The sequence below is a fragment of the Hymenobacter sp. ISL-91 genome, assembly GCF_018613725.1.
In the GTDB taxonomy this organism is placed as follows: Bacteria; Bacteroidota; Bacteroidia; order Cytophagales; family Hymenobacteraceae; genus Hymenobacter.
Genome location: NZ_JAGGPS010000022.1, coordinates 36,973 through 53,548, shown reverse-complemented (window position 1 = coordinate 53,548; position 16,576 = coordinate 36,973). Strand labels below are relative to the sequence as shown.

Genomic DNA, 16,576 nt, shown 5'->3' with positions numbered 1-16,576 from the left:
TACGCCTATTTCAACTCGATATAGGGCAGCAGCTTGTCGTAGGTGGCTTCGTCGAGGATGCGGATTTTGCGCAGGTCGGTGGGCTGCTGGAAAGGGCCATGCTGCTGGCGGTAGGCTACCAGCACGCGGGCCAGCCGCTTACCCAGGTAGGGGTGGGCCTGCAGAACTTCAAACGAAGCCGTGTTCACAGCTAAGCGGGCCGGGCTGAAGCCGGGAGCCACAAAGGTGTATTTGCGCAGGCTATCGATGAGGTCGGGCGCGTCGCGGAAAGCAAAAATCTCGGCTAGCTGGTCTTCCTGCCGGAAGCCGCCCAGCCGCTGGCCGTACTCTACCACTCGCCGCGCATACCCGCGCCCAATGCCCCGAATCTGCATCAGTTGGGTGGTATCGGCCGCGTTCAAATCGAAAGCCGCCAGGTTGCGGGGTTTGGGCACGTAGCCCGGCTTGGTTTCGAAGGGTGAGCGCTCAGAAAGCTGTCCGTTTTTGGCGAAAGCGCGCTGCTCGCGGGGCGGCAGCTGCTCGGGCAGTTGGATGTAGGGCGCGAGGCGGGCATAGGTGGTGTCGGAGAGGCCGTAGGCTTTGCGTAGCTGCTCCTTGGCCCGAAAGCTGCCTATCACCGTGCGATATTTCACGAGCCGCTCGGCCAGCCAGGCAGGCAGCCCCCGCGCCTGCCAGTCGCGGGCCGAGAAGGTGTTGGGGTCGAAGGGAGCCAGTGGCACCTGGGGCACCCGCTCGCGGGCCACATAGGCGCGGCGCGGGTAGCGGCTGGAGTAGCGGTTTTCAAAATCGGGCCGGGCGGTGCGGCGGGCGGCCAGCTCGGCGGCCCAGGCATCGAGGCGGCGCTGGTCGGGAGCGGGGTCGTAGGCTGGTAGGGCCGGGCGCAGCAACGCGGGTAAGGCCAGTAGCAGCCCCAGCAGGCTCAGTAGCACCACAAGCCCCGAGGTTTCGCGCCGCGAGAAGCCAAAGTAGCGCCGCACTGCCCGGCGCAGCCCCGCTAGGGGGCCGGTCGTGCTCCTACGGTTCCGGCGGGTAGGCGGCAGGGGCGTAGGGGCAGCGGAATGCATAACGGATAGGGTTTAGCACGCTATAAGCCGCTCAGTTTAGCCGATATTCCGCACAAAATCAAATCAATTGTCTTAGCAGCTGCTACCTCCTGCTACTCGCGCATCTTTACTTCCACCTCGTAGCGGTAGCGGGGCGGGCCACCAAGCGGAATAGCGAAGAAGGGCAGGGCTACGTCGTACTGGTCAGTGACGTAGAAGACCAGGTCGTTGGGAGCCTTGGAAAGAGTCGTGAGCTGGAAGTCGAGCGAAAGGCCGTGTTCCTTGGCCACCACGGAGTGCGTGCTGGTGGCCCAGGCATTATTGCCGCTGATGGTAGCCGGATGGCCGTTTTTGGCCACGCTGAAAATCTTCATCTTGAGGCCTCCATCCAGGTCGAAGTTGCTTTGCCTGATGCTGACCACCCGGTCGTTGACGAAGGGGTAGAGGTGCGTTTTGGCCCCAACTACCGACGTAAGCCGGAACGCGTACTCGTAGGTGAAAGCGTTGCCACCCTCGACAGGCACGTTTTCGGTGGGTGAGGAGCTCAGGAAGTAGCGGTATAGGTTGCCATCGTCGCCGCGCAGACCCTGGGCAATCAGCTTGAACACGTAGCCGTCAAACTCAGGGGTAAGCTCGCCTTCGAGCGGGTTGAGGGGGCCGAAGGTGTACCAGCGGTTGTCGTAGGTGGGCTCGGCGCCAAAGGTTTTCTGGGCCAGCAGCGTGCCGGCGCGGTACTGGCCTTTGGGGGTGGTAGCGCGGGCATCGGGGGCCGAGTGGGCGTTGGTGCCGCCATACAGGCTGAAGTTGGTGGTCGTGTTCCAGCCACCCTTCAGCTCGTCGTGGCGGCCGCCGCAGTCGGGGTCGAATACGCGGATGTATACCGGCTGACGGCGCTCTTTCGGCACCAGAAAAAAGAAGGTCTGACTGAAGTCGTCGTCGCCCCAGCTGGGGTCGGCCTGGGCTCCGAACGTAATCAGGAAGGGGATATTCTCGCCGGGGTTGGGTGCAGCCTGGGCCCGCGCCTGCCCCGCCGGCAGCAGCAGCGCCCCCAACAGCGGCAAAAAGAGCAGAACGAGGCGCGGAAAGGGCAGAAGCATAGTCCGAAAGTAGCGCCCGGCCGGCAATTTACCGGCAATTGACGCCTAAATTGGCTGGCCGCCGTTGCCGAAGCGGCCGGCTTCGCGTATCATTACGGCACAAACCCGCCCACCGCTGCCTGCTGCCATGTCTGCCTATCCTGTTGCTACGACCGAATTTCTGGATGCCCTCACCGCCGATGTGGAGCGGGTACGCGAGGTAGCCAACCGCCGTTTCCGGACGCTGGGCAGCGAGCAGCTCAACCGGGGCCCGGGGCCGGGCCGCTGGAGTGTAGGCCAATGCCTGGAGCACCTCAACCTCATTGGCGGCCTGTATCTGCCGGTTATCAGCCGCAAAATTCAGGCAGCCCAGCAGCGCGGCACCCGCCCGGCCGCCACCGTAAAGCATGGCTACTTCGGCCAGAAACTAACGGCCGCTATGCGTGTGCCAGCCGCCGAAAAACCGCTAAAGTCGCCGCAACAGTATGCGCCCAGCGGCTCGCGGCTGCCGGGTACGGTGGTGGAGGTGTTCACGCGCCAGCTCGACGAGCTCAGCAACCTGCTTAGTCAGGCCCGCCGCGTCAACATGAACGCCATTCGGATTCCCAACCCGGTGATACCGCTGCTGCTGCCGCCCTTGCCCGACGTTTTCGAACTGCTGGTAGAGCATACCAAGCGCCACCTGCTGCAGGCCGAGCGCGTGCTTGATGGACTGAAGGGAAGCGAGTAGAAGGGGAGGGGGAGAAGGAAAATCGGCCAAGTATTCAGGGAAGTTGCGGCCGGCTGTGCGGTGGGCGTTTTTTTACGCATTTCTCTCGGAGCCGTGTGGAATCGGACGGCGGCGGGCATCATGGAGGTATCTGAACACGCATTTCCTTCGTTTTAGCCCTATGCGCCCTTTCCTGCTCTGCCTGTTGGCCCTGCTGATGCTGCTAACTCCCGGTTCCTCCCAAATCAGCCCCGCTGACCGCCCCGATAGCGGCCCGAACGCGGCCACCTGGCGTAAAATAGACCAGCTGCTGGCCAAGGGCCAGACGGCTTCGGCCGCCAGGCTGCTGGCGCCGCTTTACCAGCAGGCCCGCCGCCGGCCCCAGGCCGCGCCCGAGTACGTGCGCACGCTGCTCTATAAGCTGCGCCTGCTCGAAAACAAGGAGGAAGAAGCGGATGTAAAAGGAATTGAGCTGCTGGAGAAAGATTTAGAAACGGCACAGTTTCCGGCCCGGCCGGTGCTGCACAGCCTGCTGGCCCAACTCTACACCCGCTACTATCAGCAGCACCGCTACCAGCTGTACAGCCGCACCAACGCTGCCCGCCCCGACACGGCCGACCAGAGCCGCGCCGACCTGCGCACCTGGGACGCCGCCCGCCTCGGGGCCGCCGTGGTAAATCACTACCGCGCCTCGACCGAAGAGGAGCCCCGCCGTCAGCAGCAGTTGAAACTCACGGACCTGGGCTACCTCAGTCGCGGGGCCGATGCCGAGGGCCGCCAGCGCCGGCCCACGCTCTTCGACCTGCTGGCCTTCCGGGCCGTGGACGGGTTGAGCAACGCTGAACTGTATATCACCCGGCCTGCTCAGCAGTTCCGCCTCACCAACCCAGCGTTGTTTGGCCCCGCCGCCGAGTTTGTCCGCCTGCCGTTGGAAGCCCCGGCCGCCGACTCGCTCAATGGCCAGTTTCATGCGCTGCGGGTGCTGCAACAGCAGCTGGCTTTCCGCCTGACCGATAAAGCCAACCCCACAGCCCTGGCCGACGCCGATTTACAGCGTCTGGAGTTCATCAACCAGCACGCTGCGCTGGAAAATCAGCAGACCCTATACCGCGCCGCCCTGGCCCGGGCTGCTGCCACCTATCAGGCCTTGCCCATAGCCGCCGAATTCCGGGCGGCCGAGGCGGCGGCCTGGAAGGAGCAGGACCCCGCCAAAGCCCACGCCCTGGCCCTGGCCGTAGAGCAAGAGTTTCCTAAAACCCGGGGTGCCCGGCAGGCCGCTGCCCTGCGCCAGCAGCTGGAGCGGGTGGAGCTAAGCTTCACGGCCGAGGAAGTGCTGCTGCCAAACCAGCCCTGGCTGCTGCAGTTGACGGTCCGCAATGCCCCGCGCCTCTACGCCACCGCCTACCGCCTCAGCAGCGCCCAGGTGCTCCGGCAGCTGGAGCGGCCGGAGCTATATCAGAACAAAACCCTGCAGCAGCGCTACGCCCGCACCCTGGCTGCTAAACCGGCCGCCGCCTGGACGCTGGAGGTGCCCGGTCCGGCCGATTTCCGGAGCCACACCGTGCAGCAGGCCGGTCCGTCCCTGCCGCTGGGCCACTACCTCATCGTACTCAGCACCGCGCCCGCCAACCCCACCAAAGAGCAGCCCGGTGCCATTACGGCCACCAGCCAGGTGCAGGTGAGCCAGTTGAGCTACCTGCGCCGTAGCACCCCCGATGCCGACGGCCCCGAGCTGCTGGTGCTGCACCGGCAGACCGGCGCGCCCCTGGCCGACGTGCGGGTGCTGCCGTTTTTTCAGTTCTACAACCAACCCAAACGCCAATACCAGCAGCGGCGCGGCGAGGCCCAGACCACCAGTACTACGGGGCAAGTTCGGATTCCGGTTGGCGTTAAAACGGGCGAAAACACGCAGTTGCGGGCGGCCCTGTTCACGCAGGGCCCAGACTCGTTGCTGATGACGGACAACATGGGCTACTACGGTCCGCGCCGCAGCCAGCCGGATGAGAACGATGAACCCGAAAGCCGGACCTTCCTGTACACCGACCGCGCCATTTACCGGCCCGGGCAAACGGTTTACTTCAAAGGAATTGTTGCGCAGCAGCAGAAGGGCCGGACAAAGGTGCTGGCTAATTTCAAGGAAATCGTGGAGTTGCATGATGTGAATGGCCAGGTCGTGCAGCGGGCCGAATTTCAAACCAACAAGTTCGGTTCTTTCCACGGCTCCTTCGTGCTGCCAACCGGCCTGCTGAACGGCCAGATGACATTGGTGGCCGATGAATCGGATGAAGGGGGAGAGGTATACTTCGCCGTTGAGGACTACAAGCGCCCCACATTCCAGGTGACGTTTGCGCCGGTGGCGGGCACGCCCGTGCTGGGGCAGCCCGTAACGGTGCGTGGCACCGCTACCGCTTACGCCGGCCAACCCGTAGATGGAGCGGCCGTGAACTACCGGGTGGTGCGCCGCACGTTCTGGCCCTACTACGGCCGCGGCTTCTACGGGGGCGGCGCACCGGAGCAGGAAATTGCCACCGGCACGGCCCGCACCGATTCGGCGGGCGGCTTCACTGTCACGTTCGTGGCTCAGGCGGGCGAAACTGCCGCGGGTGGCAAGCGTGGCTCCTGGGAGCCCGGCTATGTGTTCGAGGTAACGGCCGATGTAACCGACGCGGCCGGCGAAACCCGCACCGGGGAGCAGCGCCTCAGCCTTGGCACCGAGGCCCTGACGCTGCGCCTGGATGTGCCGGAACTGGTAAACCGGGCCGACTTGCCCGAATTGCGCCTGCTCAGCACCAACGCCACCGGCGAGGCCCTGCCCGCCCAGGGGCAGCTGCGCCTCTACCGCCTCACGCCGCCCGCCCGGGCGTTCCGACCTCGTCCGTGGGCACGACCCGAGCGCGAGGCCCTGAGCGCGGAGGAGTTCCGCCGCCGCTTCCCGCTCGATGCCTACGGAGCCGAGGACAACGACAGCACCTGGGCCCGCACGCTGGTGCTTACCCAGGCTTTCGATACCGATAAAACGCCGCTACTGCCCGAACTGGCCGCCCGGCTGGCTCGCCAGGAACCCGGCCGCTACCGGCTCGAAGCTACGGCCGCGCCCGCCAAAGCTGGCCAGCCCGCCCCGCGCGCCGAGCACTTCTTCACCCTCTTCGACCCCGCCGCCAACCGCCTGCCCGTGCCCAGCCCTGATTGGTTCGTGGCTTTGCAGGACAGCATCCGACCGGGCGGCGTAGCCCGCTTCCTGGTGGGCAGCTCCTTTGCAGGGGCCCGCGTGCTGGTGCAGGCCGAGGCCAAGGGCGAAGCCCTGCGCGCCGAGTGGCTGACGCTGGGCGCCGGCGAGCAGCGCGTGGTGGAAGTGCCTGTGCCCGTCGCCCTCGGCGAAACCCAGTTCTACGTCCACCTCACCCAGGTGCGCGACAACCGCCTTTACCTTCACACAGCTGCCGTGCAGGTGGCCACGCCGCCTGCGCCACTGGTGCTCAGCATTGCCACCTTCCGCGACAAGCTGCAGCCCGGCCAGCGCGAAACCTGGCGCGTTACCATCAAGCAAACCGATGGCAAACCAGCCGATGCCGAGCTACTGGCCACGCTCTACGACAAGTCGCTCGATGTGTTCCGGCCCCATAGTTTCACGCCGCTGGAATTCCCGCAGCCCTATTCTCCTGCCACGCTGGCTTGGCAAGGCCGTTTTGGGCTGGAAGAAGGGCGGGGGCTGTTCGATAATCAGCCTAGTGGGGAGTCGCCTGAAGAGGTAGAATACCCGCACCTGACTATGTGGGGCGTTTGGGGAGAAGACACCAGAGAAGAGGTGGCTTCGACTAGGAAAAGCTTGCGCATGAATGTAGCAATGGATGCTGATAGCAAGCAGCTTAGTGAAGTTGTCGTGGCGGGGTATGCTGAGGCGGCCGATATGGCGGCACCAATGGCCAGCGCGCTTGCTGGGAAAGTGGCCGGCGTGCAGGTAGAGGAATCCGGTGCTGCGCAAGACCAGTCAGCCCCCCGGCCCGACCTAAGCAACGTGCAGGCCCGCACCGATTTCCGGGAAACGGCGTTCTGGCTGCCCGCGCTGCGCACCAACGCCCAGGGCGAAACCGTGCTGGAATTCCAGATGCCCGAGGCCGTGACGCGCTGGCAGCTGCTGGCCCTGGCCCACGACCAGCAGCTGCGCACCGGCCTGCTCCAGCGGGAGCTCGTGACCCAGAAGAAGCTGCAAATCACGGCCAACGCCCCACGCTTCTTCCGCGAGGGCGACCAGCTTACCTTCCAGGCCAAGCTCAGCAACCTCACCGCCGACGCCCTGGCCGGCACCGCCCAGCTATTCCTGCTCGATGCCCGCACCCAGCAGCCCCTGGAGGCCCGCTTGCTGCAAAGCCCGGCCCAGCTCGCCTTCAACCTGCCAGCCAACCAAAGCCAGGCGTTAAGCTGGAGCATTACGCTGCCTGAAACCGCTGAGGGCCAAATGCCCATCGAGGCCGTAACCTATAAGGTGGTGGCTTCCGCTCAGTTGCCACTGGTTGGTAGTCAGTTGTCAGGCAAAGAGAAGCGCCAACGCCGCCGCCAGAACAAACCAACAACTGACAACCAGCAACTAGCAACTGTCGAAGACGGCGAGCAGAACACGCTGCCGGTGCTGCCCAACCGGCTGCTCATCACCGAGAGCCTGCCGCTGCCCATTGTGGGGCCGGCCACCCGCGAGTTCGAGCTGAAGAAACTGACGAGTACTACCTCGGCCACCCGGCGCAACTACTCGCTCACGCTGGAAATGACGCCCAACCCGGCCTGGTACGCCGTGCAGGCGCTGCCCTACCTGATGGAGTACCCCTACGAGTGCTCCGAGCAGGTGTTTAGCCGCCTATATGCCAACCTGCTGGCGGCCAAAATTATCACCAGCAACCCGGCCCTGAAAACTACCCTGGCCGAGTGGCAGCGCGCCGCTCAGGCCGGCGACCAGACTGCGCTAAACAGCAAGCTGGAGCAGAACCAGGAACTCAAAAACCTGCTGCTGCAGGAAACACCCTGGCTGCGCGATGCCCAGAGCGAAACCGAGCGCATGCGCCGTCTCGCTGAACTCTTCGACGAGCCCCGTCTGAGAGCCGAAACCGCCCGTGCCCTGGCCAAGCTGCGCCAGCAGCAGCTCCCCGATGGCTCCTTCCCGTGGTTCGAGAAGATGCCCGCCGACCGCTACATCACCCAGCTCATCGTGGCCGGCTTCGGCAAGCTGCAGCGCCTGGGGGCCTTTGATGCCACGCAGGATGAGCAGGCCCGCCCGCTGCTGCAAAACGCGCTGGCCTACCTCGATGGTGAGCTGCAGCAGGATTACGCCCGCCTGCGCAAGCAGCCCAAGGTCGATTTGAAAGCAGATAACCTGAACGACCTCCAGATTCAGGCCCTGTATGCGCGCAGCTTCTGGCCGGCGCCGGCCGTACCGAAAGTGGCTCAGCCGGCCCGAAGCTACTACCAGCAGCAGGCCGCCACCTACTGGCCCGGCCGCACCCGCTACTTGCAGGCCCAAACTGCCCTGGCCCTGCACCGCGCCAAAACGCAGCCCGCCGCCGTGGGCCAAATCATGACCGCGCTCAGCGAAAATGCCCTGCACAGCGACGAGCTGGGTATGTACTGGAAAGACGTGCGCCCCGGCTACTACTGGCGCGAAGCCCCCACCGAAACCCAGGCCACCCTCATCGAGGCCTACGACGACATCCAAAACGACCAGAAATCGGTGGACGAAATGAAGCTCTGGTTGCTCAAGCAGAAGCAGGTGCAGAACTGGGCCAGCACCCGCGCCACCGCCGACGCCTGCTACGCCCTGCTGCTGCGCGGCTCCGACTGGCTGAAGCCCGCCACCGAGCCGCTCGTAGTAACAGTAGGCGGCCAGCCCGCCCAACCCACGAGCCAGCAGGCCGGCACTGGCTACTACAAAATAACCTGGCCCGCCGCCGAAATAACGCCCGCCCAGGGCCGCGTAACGGTGCGCAAGCCCGATGCCGGGGTGGCCTGGGGGGCGCTGTATTGGCAGTATTTCGAGCAGCTGGATAAGATAACGCCCGCCGCCACCGGCCTGCAGCTGGAGCGCCGCCTCTACCGCGAGCAGCGCACCGCCGCCGGCCCGGTGCTGGAGCCCCTCATGCCCGCCAGCCCCCTGCGGGTGGGCGACGTGCTGGTGGTGCGCCTGGTGCTGCGCGCTGACCGCGACCTGGAGTACGTGCATCTCAAGGACCAGCGCGCCGCCGGCCTGGAGCTCATCGGCCAGACCAGCGGCTACCGCTACCAAAGCGGCCTGGGCTATTACGAGAATCCCCGCGACGCGGCCACCAACTTTTTCATCAGCTACTTTCCCAAGGGCACCCACACCTTCGAGTACCGGTTGCGGGCGGCGCAGGCGGGCAATTTCAGCGGCGGCCTCTCGCAGCTGCAGTGCCTCTATGCGCCCGAATTCACTACCCACTCGGCCGGTACGCGGGTGAGCATTGCCGGGCAGAAATAGCGCAGGCCGTAAGCCTTGTCGGGAGCGTTGCTGCTATCTGGTGAGGCTTCTGGAAGCTCGTTTTTCCATGGGCCGGCTGGGTGTGGCCTCCCATTGGTTTTTTCGCTGCTCACAGTCCCATGAGCCTGATTCTGACCTCAATTCAAAGATTGGGGTTGAGTTTGGCGACCTGACGCCGTACCTTTGCCCCTCGTTTACTGAAGGAAAGAAAGGAAAAGTCGATGCGTAAACTACTTGTATTACTCTCTGCGCTGCTACTCGGCAGCGCCCCCGCCTGGGCCCAGGACGACACCAAAGCGGCCGCCACCATAACGCCCACCAGCCTGCCCGGCGAAGAAGAACTGTCGGCTCAGGAGCGCGCCGAGCGCGACTTTCTCATGCCTACCCGCCGCAAGCGGGCCGCCGCCATCGAAGCGGTAGAAGAGAAGGCCCGCGCCGCCGAAGCCGCGGTGGAAGCCGCTGCCAAAGCGGCCCGCCTGGCCGCCCAGGTAGAAGCTGAAAAGAACGCTCCACCGGTAATAGCACCCACACCAGCAGAGGAGCGAAAAGCAGTTGTCAAGCGCAAAACCGGCCGTAGCCGCCGCTAAATCCCGGTAGGTTTCCACCCAACCCACCAACGCCCCGCCCGACAACAATCGGGCGGGGCGTTGCGCGTTAGCTCCTCATGCGGGCCGACAGCCTAATCGGGCTGTGTATCATCAGTTGGGGGTTCCGAAAGAGCAGGTGCTTCTTGCGCTTCAGTCAGTGCTTCGGATTGCTGGGGTGCGCTGCCGTAGCGGGGCGTATGGGGCGTGGCCCGTTCACCGGTGCGGCCCAGCAGCCAGCCATAACCCAGCTGTAGCGCTATGTTTGAGCCCCGTTCGCGTACTGCAAAGCCGCCTTGCCGGAGCGTTCCATTAGCGTCGGGGTACAGTAGCTGCTGCGTGCGCAACTCCAGTAACGGCCGCAGACCCTGGGCATACCCCAGGCTGAGCAGCAGATGGTGGTTGGCTGCCAGTTCATAGCGTAGGCGCAGGTCGCCGTTCAGCAAAATGGTATTACGGTGCAGTGAGTGGCTTCGATAGATAACCACCAGTTGGTTTGGGGCAGACTGGCGCTGATCGAAAAAATCATGCACATTATCAACAGGGCTGGAACGAACCAACCGGGCTCCTGCGGCTCCTAAGCTGGCATCGAGGCTGAGTCGGGAGCCCAACATGAGCAAATCAAGGCGACGCACCGACAGGCCTGTTTGCAGCAGCGGCCCCATTCCAAACCCCGCGCTACTACTTGCGCTTCGCAACTGGTAGCTGATACCGGGCTGTAGTTCGGTAATTCCAATCGTGGTTTCCAATGCCCAATCGGAGGCTATGGGCCACGCCAGCCGCAACTCGCCTGCTAGTCTGAAAACGGCGTCGACCCGAAATGCCCTGGGCGTGCCCGCTGTGCGCTGCATGGCCGTTAGCGAATAGGCTGGCCCGGCACTCAAGGATACCTGAGGCCGTAGCTGGGCCTGAACAGTAACCGAGAGTAGCAAAACAGCCAACGTCGTACCTGTCATCCGGGTAACACATGCTGCCATAGTAATTCAATAGAAAGCGCCGATGCTGATGTTTCCTCATAACGCCCACCAGGATGTTGCATTGCGCTATCAAACAGAAAGCCGGCCCCACAAAGGGCCGGCTTTCTGTTTGATAACGGCAACGAATATTACGACTCTTGGGGCATCAGGCGCACCACCAGCCCGTCCATCCGCGGGTTAAGGCGAATCTGGCACGAGAGGCGGCTACCCTGCGTCATGATGGGCAAGCTTTCGAGCATGGCCAACTCATCATCGGAAGGCTCGGGCAGTTCGGGGCCGGCCAGCACCTCTACGTGGCAGGTACCGCACAGCGCCATTCCGCCGCAGGTGGCCTGAATGTCGTAGCCATCGGCCTTCATCAGCTCCATCAAACTCAGCCCCATATCGGTGGGGCCCACTATTTCGCGGCGGTGGCCGGGAGCTTCCTCCACGTACACCCGTACTTCGTCAGTCATGTTGTAAGCTTCAAGCTTCAAGCTTCAAGCTTCAAGCCGCAGAAGTCCGAATTTGGTCGAACCTACTTGCAGCTTGGGGCTTGTAGCTTGCGGCTATTTTCTAAAGAGTAGGTACCCCGTTCACGGTCGTGTACTTGAGGGTGTATTTTTTGTCGGGGTAAATGTACTTAAAGGCGCCCTGGCACATAAGGGCCGCCTCGTGGAAGCCGCACAAAATCAGTTTCAGCTTGCCGGGGTAAGTATTGATGTCGCCGATAGCATAAATGCCGGGCACGGAAGTCGAGTAGTCCACGGTGTTCACTTCCACCGCGTTGTCGTCGATGCCCAGGCCCCACTCGCCAATCGGGCCGAGCTTGGGCGTAAGGCCGAACAGCGGAATAAACGAATCAACCTCGACCTGCTGGGCCTCGCCGCCGTTGGCCGTAATGGTTACGCCGTTGAGGCGGCCGTTGCCGTGTACGTGGGTTACGTTGCTGCTGAGCACCAGCTTCACCTTGCCGGCCTCATGCAGCTTCTGCACCTTCTCGGCCGAGTCGGCGGCCCCGCGGAACGTGGTGCCGCGGTGTACCAGCGTCACCTCTTTGGCCACGTTGGCCAAGAATATGGTCCAGTCGAGGGCCGAGTCGCCGCCGCCGGCAATTACCAGGCGCTGGTCGCGGAACGTTTCGGGGTCGCGCACCATATAATGCACGCCCTTGCCGTTTTCGAAAGTGGTCAGGTCTTCAATGGCGGGCTTGCGGGGCTCAAACGAGCCGAGGCCGCCGGCAATGGCCACAGCCTTACAGTTGATTTGGGTGCCATCGGTGGTTACGAGCTCAAATGAGCCGTCGTCGAGCTTGCGGAATTGTTCCACCCGCTCGCCGAGCGTGAAGGTGGGATGGAAGGGCTCAATCTGGCGCATCAGATTGGTTACCAGGTCGCCGGCCAGAATTTCGGGAAACCCGGGAATGTCGTAGATCGGCTTCTTGGGGTAGATTTCTGACAGCTGCCCGCCTACCTGTGGCAGGGCATCCACTACGTGGCAGCGGAGCTTCAGCAGCCCGGCCTCAAATACGGCAAACAGCCCCACCGGGCCGGCCCCGATAATGCAGATATCGGTCGAAATCGAATTGGTGCTAGTATTGGTCATGGAATGAGCGAAAGACGAACCATTAAGGCCCGCAACGGGCCATGCGCACAACAACGAAACCGGCTAAATCGTTGGCCGAAAAATGCAATCAGTCAAGACCACAAAGGTTATGCGGGCGCAAAGATACGTAGCCAAACCGCCTGGCCCAACCAATAACCGAAGGATAGGCTTTTTCAGCAGGGGCTTATGGCCCTATAGTGGCAAATGGCTGTTACCACCGATGATATACAGGAAGTTATCGGGATTGAGACGATAATTATTAGAATGTCAAAATAATATCATTCTATAAAATAAGTGCTTATTTATAGTAAGTAATTGGTTTTCAAAAGAAAACCTAAAGCTTGTTTCGCCCAGCCGGCGGCCAGCAGACGCCGGATGAGCACTGCAACCGCAACGGCATCAGCCGGGTACACGTTGTTCTAGCCGTGCACTCTGCCCCGCTTTCAGCCCCTTTTCGGGCGTCTAAATACGCGCAAACCTGCCTGCCCCGCATTTGCTTTCTGTAACGATGGTAGTCGACGGCTACCCGTTTTTTTCATAACTCTCTTATCCTCCCTGCCAACGCCTTCTTCTATGCAACTCTCCGACCTGTTCGTCCCCACCGCCGCCCGCATAGACATGGTGTCGATGCTGACATATTTCTTTCTGCTCGCCTCGATGTACGCCTTTTTAGGCAACTTCCTTTTCTCTGTTATTTCCAATGGCCTCACAGTACCCGAGCACCGCCTCACCCGCACAATGGGGGCAGTAGTAGCGGGTATTGCAGCCCTTTCATACTACTTCATCCAGAATTACTACCAGCATATGCTAACCGACCTGGCCCGCCTGGGTACCGCAGCCGAGCAGCAGGAACTCATCCGGACCAGCTACAACGCCATCGGTCAATACCGCTACATCAGCTGGTCGATTACCACGCCCATCATGCTACTGACTATGGTGCTGCTGTTGCGCGTAGATCCGGCGAAGGCCAAAGGCTCGCTGGCTGCGCTGTTGCTGGCCGACTTTCTAATGATATTGACCGGGTATATCGGTGAGCAGCAGCTCGACGCAAACGGCCACATTGTGGCTGGCCCCAAGCTGTTTTGGGGCGCCATTTCCACGGCTGCTTACTTGGTGGTGCCCTTCGTGCTCTGGCGGCTCTGGAACCGGTTCAAAGGCCAGATTACGGTGGTAGAACGCCGGGCTTTTAAGCTGGGGGCTCTGAGCACCGTAACCACCTGGGGAGTATACCCGGTGGGCTACGTGCTGTCAACAATGGCCATCAATATGAACTGGATACACATCAGCTTCTCCATTGCCGATGTTATCAATAAAGTGGGGTTGTCGGTAGCCGTGTACTTGGTAGGCAAAACCATGCTCGATGAGCGGGTGCCCAAGGATGCCACCCAATCGGCCTATACCATTGGGTAAATTATGAGAATCAGCCGCTGCCAGACAATACCCGCATAAACGAGCACTGTCTGACAGTATAGGATGTGTTTTGGTAAGCTTATAGCAATAAAAAAGCCCCCGCTCTCGATTGAGGAACGTGGGGCTTTTGCTGTTTGACAGAGTTAATAACTATAGCTTTCGAACCAGAACAAAGATACCCCGTGCCCGGAAAGCTTTGATGAGAAGGCAAAAAACGGGGTGTTGGGCCGTTTACGAAACTCATCGCTTAGGGGCATTTCGTAAACTTTGAATCGTAGACGAGTTTCTTAAACTCACCAGATACTACAGTAGCTTGCTGACACCTGATAAAGGCACATTAAAGGTGGTTCAAGAAATCGAGGGTTTCGGGAAGCGGATGGCATGAATAAGCAAAAATTACCACCATACCGTGTATCTACTACCTTACACGAAGGGCTACCTTGTAGGGAGCAACGTTCCAAATTCCGTATGACTTCAAGAGTAGTAGCTTCATCTTATGTGATCAATTTCCCTAATCATGACTTCGATGATAACGCTATCATGGCTTTGCTTAAAGCAGAAGCAGACATCCTACTTCAAGAATTTGCGATAGACTCGCTGGCCGATTGGGAAGTCCTTTTCCATGCCATCTATGGCAACAGACCCGCAATTGGTGTCGCTGCCAGCATGCCTTCTTACATACAGGAGAAGCAAAAGCTTCTAATTATTCATATTCCTATCCCCACCCGCGATATTGTTCCCTGGGGCGTTGACCCGAAGCAGCATATACGACTTGGTGTACATCCCAATGAAGATAAATACATTAAACCCCTGCCGGTACATTTTACTGATTTCACGAATCAAACCGACTACATAGTAGACTCTATGCGCCGCGCAATAGCCTGTTGCTTTGAGAACGGATTCAGAGTCAATAGCATCCCTATAAAGGCAAAACACTCGGCAAAGTCGCGCTAGTGCCAGATACGATTCCTATAGTTTAGCAAAAGGGTCCGAAGGTAAACACACGCAGTCCGGTCAAAGGAGCGCACCTTTGGATTTCGTGGGGTACCACATCCGTCTTGGTTACTTTCGCGGCATGCACCTATTTAAGTTAACCAATCCGGACCGCGATAAACTGGCGGTCCAACTCGAACCGTGGGCTGAGGTGTATTACCTGCGCAAGGGCCAGGAACTGGAACTACGGCAACCCGTGCTGGCCCATGGATACTACCACTTGCAGGTGTGGGCCGATGGCGACGTACAAGTTTTTGTCGAGGGGTGGTTGGACCTTCCGCAAGTGTTTATCGACGGGGAGGAAGCGCAGCCTTGGAACGACTTCGTGTAGAGAGGCAAGTGGGCACCGTGGCCAAAGTCGGTTCTGTTTAGCCAAACGGTGGTTTAAAATGTCAGCGTTCTAAATATGTTCCTACCTACGGGCAAAGCCCCGCGTTCTTCGGTCGAGAGGCGCGGGGCTTTGCCCGTAGGTAGGAGCTAGCAACTACTTCCCGGCGGGTGAAACAAAAATACACGTCCGGCACACTTCGGTACGGGCAAGTTGCTCCTGATGCGAGGTCAGAAAGGAAATAACTCCGGACTGTCCCCTAAACCGTCCCCCGGAAAAGTAAAAAGCCCCGCAGCGCAATGCTGAGGGGCTTTTTGGTGGTCACGTAAGGAGTCGAACCTTAAACCTTCTGATTCGTAGTCAGATGCTCTATCCAGTTGAGCTACGCAACCCTTTTACCGTTGTGCGGATGCGTTTATCCGTTTTGGTTGTGCAAAGATAGCAGCTAAAAACCGGGCGGCGCAAACCGGGAGGCAAAAAAAGTGTGCTGCCAGCCTGCAAACAGCTGAATGACAGTCGGATTTTTTTTATTCTGACGCTTCGCCTTGCTTCAAACTGCGCTTCAGCGCCCGGGTAAACACAAAGTACAGCCCGAAAGCCGATACAGCCAGCAGTACGGCTACCAGCACCTTGCCGGCCGTGCCGGTGTCGGGGCTCTGGATGAGTAGCAGTACGTCTTGGGCCTTGGTACCGAGCCAGTAAAAAAACAGCGTACGTGGCAGCATCCCAATAACCGAGGCCGTCAGGAATTGCCGCTTCGGCACGCCCATTACGGTCAGAATAAACGTAATCATGGCAAAGGGCAGCACCGGCGAGAGGCGGGTAAGCAGCACGAGCCGCCAGCTGTCGGCCCGCATTTCGCCCATTACCGCGTGGGCCTTCGGAAACTGCTCCAGCAGCCGGATGAGTTTGCCCTTATCGAGGCTTTGGGCGATGAGGTACCCCCCGTAGGCGGCCAGCATATACGTCAGCAACATGCCCGGAAAGCCCTTCCAGCCGAAGAAAAAAGCGGTAATGAGCACCACCACGGTAGTGTGGGTGAGTGAGAGCGTCATGGTGGCGGCTACCACTATAAAGTAGAGCAGCATGAGGCCCAGACTAGGGTTTTGAAGCCAGTGCTGGTTTTCGTGCAAAGTCCAGGTTAGCACGCTGTCGCCGATTAGGGGCAGTACCGTGAGCAGCACCAGGGCGGTAAGCGTGGATTTGTTCTGGCGAAAGAGGGTTTTCAGGAACGACATAAGGAGCAGCAAACAGCGGCCGGCGCTACGGAGCCGGTCTGCCGCTAAGAACGTAAGAAAGGCGCCAACGGCCGGAACCTGCCCCGCAGCCCGGGCCAAAACACACTCCGGCCAAGGAGTGCGTACCTTTGCCGGGCAACTGATTTTTCACCT

12 protein-coding genes and 1 tRNA gene are annotated in these 16,576 nt (G+C 60.8%); 6 read left to right on the top strand and 7 right to left on the bottom strand.

What is annotated here, in order from left to right; all coding sequences use genetic code 11:
* Nucleotides 1–5: 5 nt before the first annotated feature.
* Both J7E24_RS09775 and J7E24_RS09770 read right to left on the bottom strand, forming a co-directional pair.
* The gene (locus J7E24_RS09775) at nt 6–1,064 is read right to left on the bottom strand and encodes a ComEA family DNA-binding protein (RefSeq protein WP_215137581.1); all 1,059 of its coding nucleotides are present in this window, start codon (nt 1,062–1,064) and stop codon (nt 6–8) included.
* A 92-nt stretch (nt 1,065–1,156) separates the two neighbouring features.
* Nucleotides 1,157–2,140, bottom strand: coding sequence for a hypothetical protein (locus J7E24_RS09770; RefSeq protein WP_215137579.1), 984 nt, complete (start codon nt 2,138–2,140; stop codon nt 1,157–1,159).
* 127 nt (nt 2,141–2,267) lie between these two features.
* On the opposite strand from J7E24_RS09770, the gene J7E24_RS09765 reads away from it, so the two are divergent.
* From J7E24_RS09765 to J7E24_RS09755, 3 genes are all read left to right on the top strand, one after another.
* Entirely contained in the window at nt 2,268–2,849 is a 582-nt protein-coding gene (locus J7E24_RS09765; protein WP_215137577.1) for a DinB family protein, read from the top strand.
* Between the two features lie 160 nt (nt 2,850–3,009).
* Nucleotides 3,010–9,309: an alpha-2-macroglobulin family protein gene (locus tag J7E24_RS09760; RefSeq protein WP_215137575.1), complete on the top strand. Its 6,300-nt coding sequence runs from the start codon at nt 3,010–3,012 to the stop codon at nt 9,307–9,309.
* A 221-nt stretch (nt 9,310–9,530) separates the two neighbouring features.
* Entirely contained in the window at nt 9,531–9,896 is a 366-nt protein-coding gene (locus J7E24_RS09755; RefSeq protein WP_215137573.1) for a hypothetical protein, read from the top strand.
* 92 nt (nt 9,897–9,988) lie between these two features.
* Here J7E24_RS09755 and J7E24_RS09750 read toward each other — a convergent pair whose 3' ends face one another.
* From J7E24_RS09750 to J7E24_RS09740, 3 genes are all read right to left on the bottom strand, one after another.
* Nucleotides 9,989–10,744 (bottom strand): hypothetical protein, encoded by a 756-nt coding sequence (locus J7E24_RS09750; protein ID WP_215137571.1) that lies wholly within the window; start codon nt 10,742–10,744, stop codon nt 9,989–9,991.
* Nucleotides 10,745–10,998: 254 nt separating this feature from the next.
* Nucleotides 10,999–11,325 carry a 2Fe-2S iron-sulfur cluster-binding protein gene (locus J7E24_RS09745; RefSeq protein ID WP_215137569.1) on the bottom strand — a complete coding sequence of 109 codons (327 nt, stop codon included), beginning with the start codon at nt 11,323–11,325 and terminating at the stop codon, nt 10,999–11,001.
* A 100-nt stretch (nt 11,326–11,425) separates the two neighbouring features.
* A complete protein-coding gene (locus tag J7E24_RS09740; protein WP_215137567.1) occupies nt 11,426–12,454 on the bottom strand; it encodes an NAD(P)/FAD-dependent oxidoreductase in 1,029 nt (342 codons plus the stop codon).
* Nucleotides 12,455–13,027: 573 nt separating this feature from the next.
* Between J7E24_RS09740 and J7E24_RS09735 the strand changes: the two genes are divergently transcribed.
* From J7E24_RS09735 to J7E24_RS09725, 3 genes are all read left to right on the top strand, one after another.
* Nucleotides 13,028–13,864: a bacteriorhodopsin gene (locus J7E24_RS09735; protein ID WP_215137565.1), complete on the top strand. Its 837-nt coding sequence runs from the start codon at nt 13,028–13,030 to the stop codon at nt 13,862–13,864.
* Between the two features lie 468 nt (nt 13,865–14,332).
* A complete protein-coding gene (gene imm9, locus J7E24_RS09730; RefSeq protein ID WP_215137563.1) occupies nt 14,333–14,818 on the top strand; it encodes an Imm9 family immunity protein in 486 nt (161 codons plus the stop codon).
* A gap of 121 nt (nt 14,819–14,939) precedes the next feature.
* The gene (locus J7E24_RS09725) at nt 14,940–15,188 is read left to right on the top strand and encodes a hypothetical protein (RefSeq protein WP_215137561.1); all 249 of its coding nucleotides are present in this window, start codon (nt 14,940–14,942) and stop codon (nt 15,186–15,188) included.
* Nucleotides 15,189–15,500: 312 nt separating this feature from the next.
* Here J7E24_RS09725 and J7E24_RS09720 read toward each other — a convergent pair.
* Together J7E24_RS09720 and J7E24_RS09715 are read right to left on the bottom strand one after the other, a co-directional pair.
* Nucleotides 15,501–15,577 (bottom strand) — tRNA-Arg (locus J7E24_RS09720).
* Nucleotides 15,578–15,712: 135 nt separating this feature from the next.
* Nucleotides 15,713–16,423: a TVP38/TMEM64 family protein gene (locus tag J7E24_RS09715; RefSeq protein WP_215137559.1), complete on the bottom strand. Its 711-nt coding sequence runs from the start codon at nt 16,421–16,423 to the stop codon at nt 15,713–15,715.
* Between the last annotated feature and the right edge of the window lie 153 nt (nt 16,424–16,576).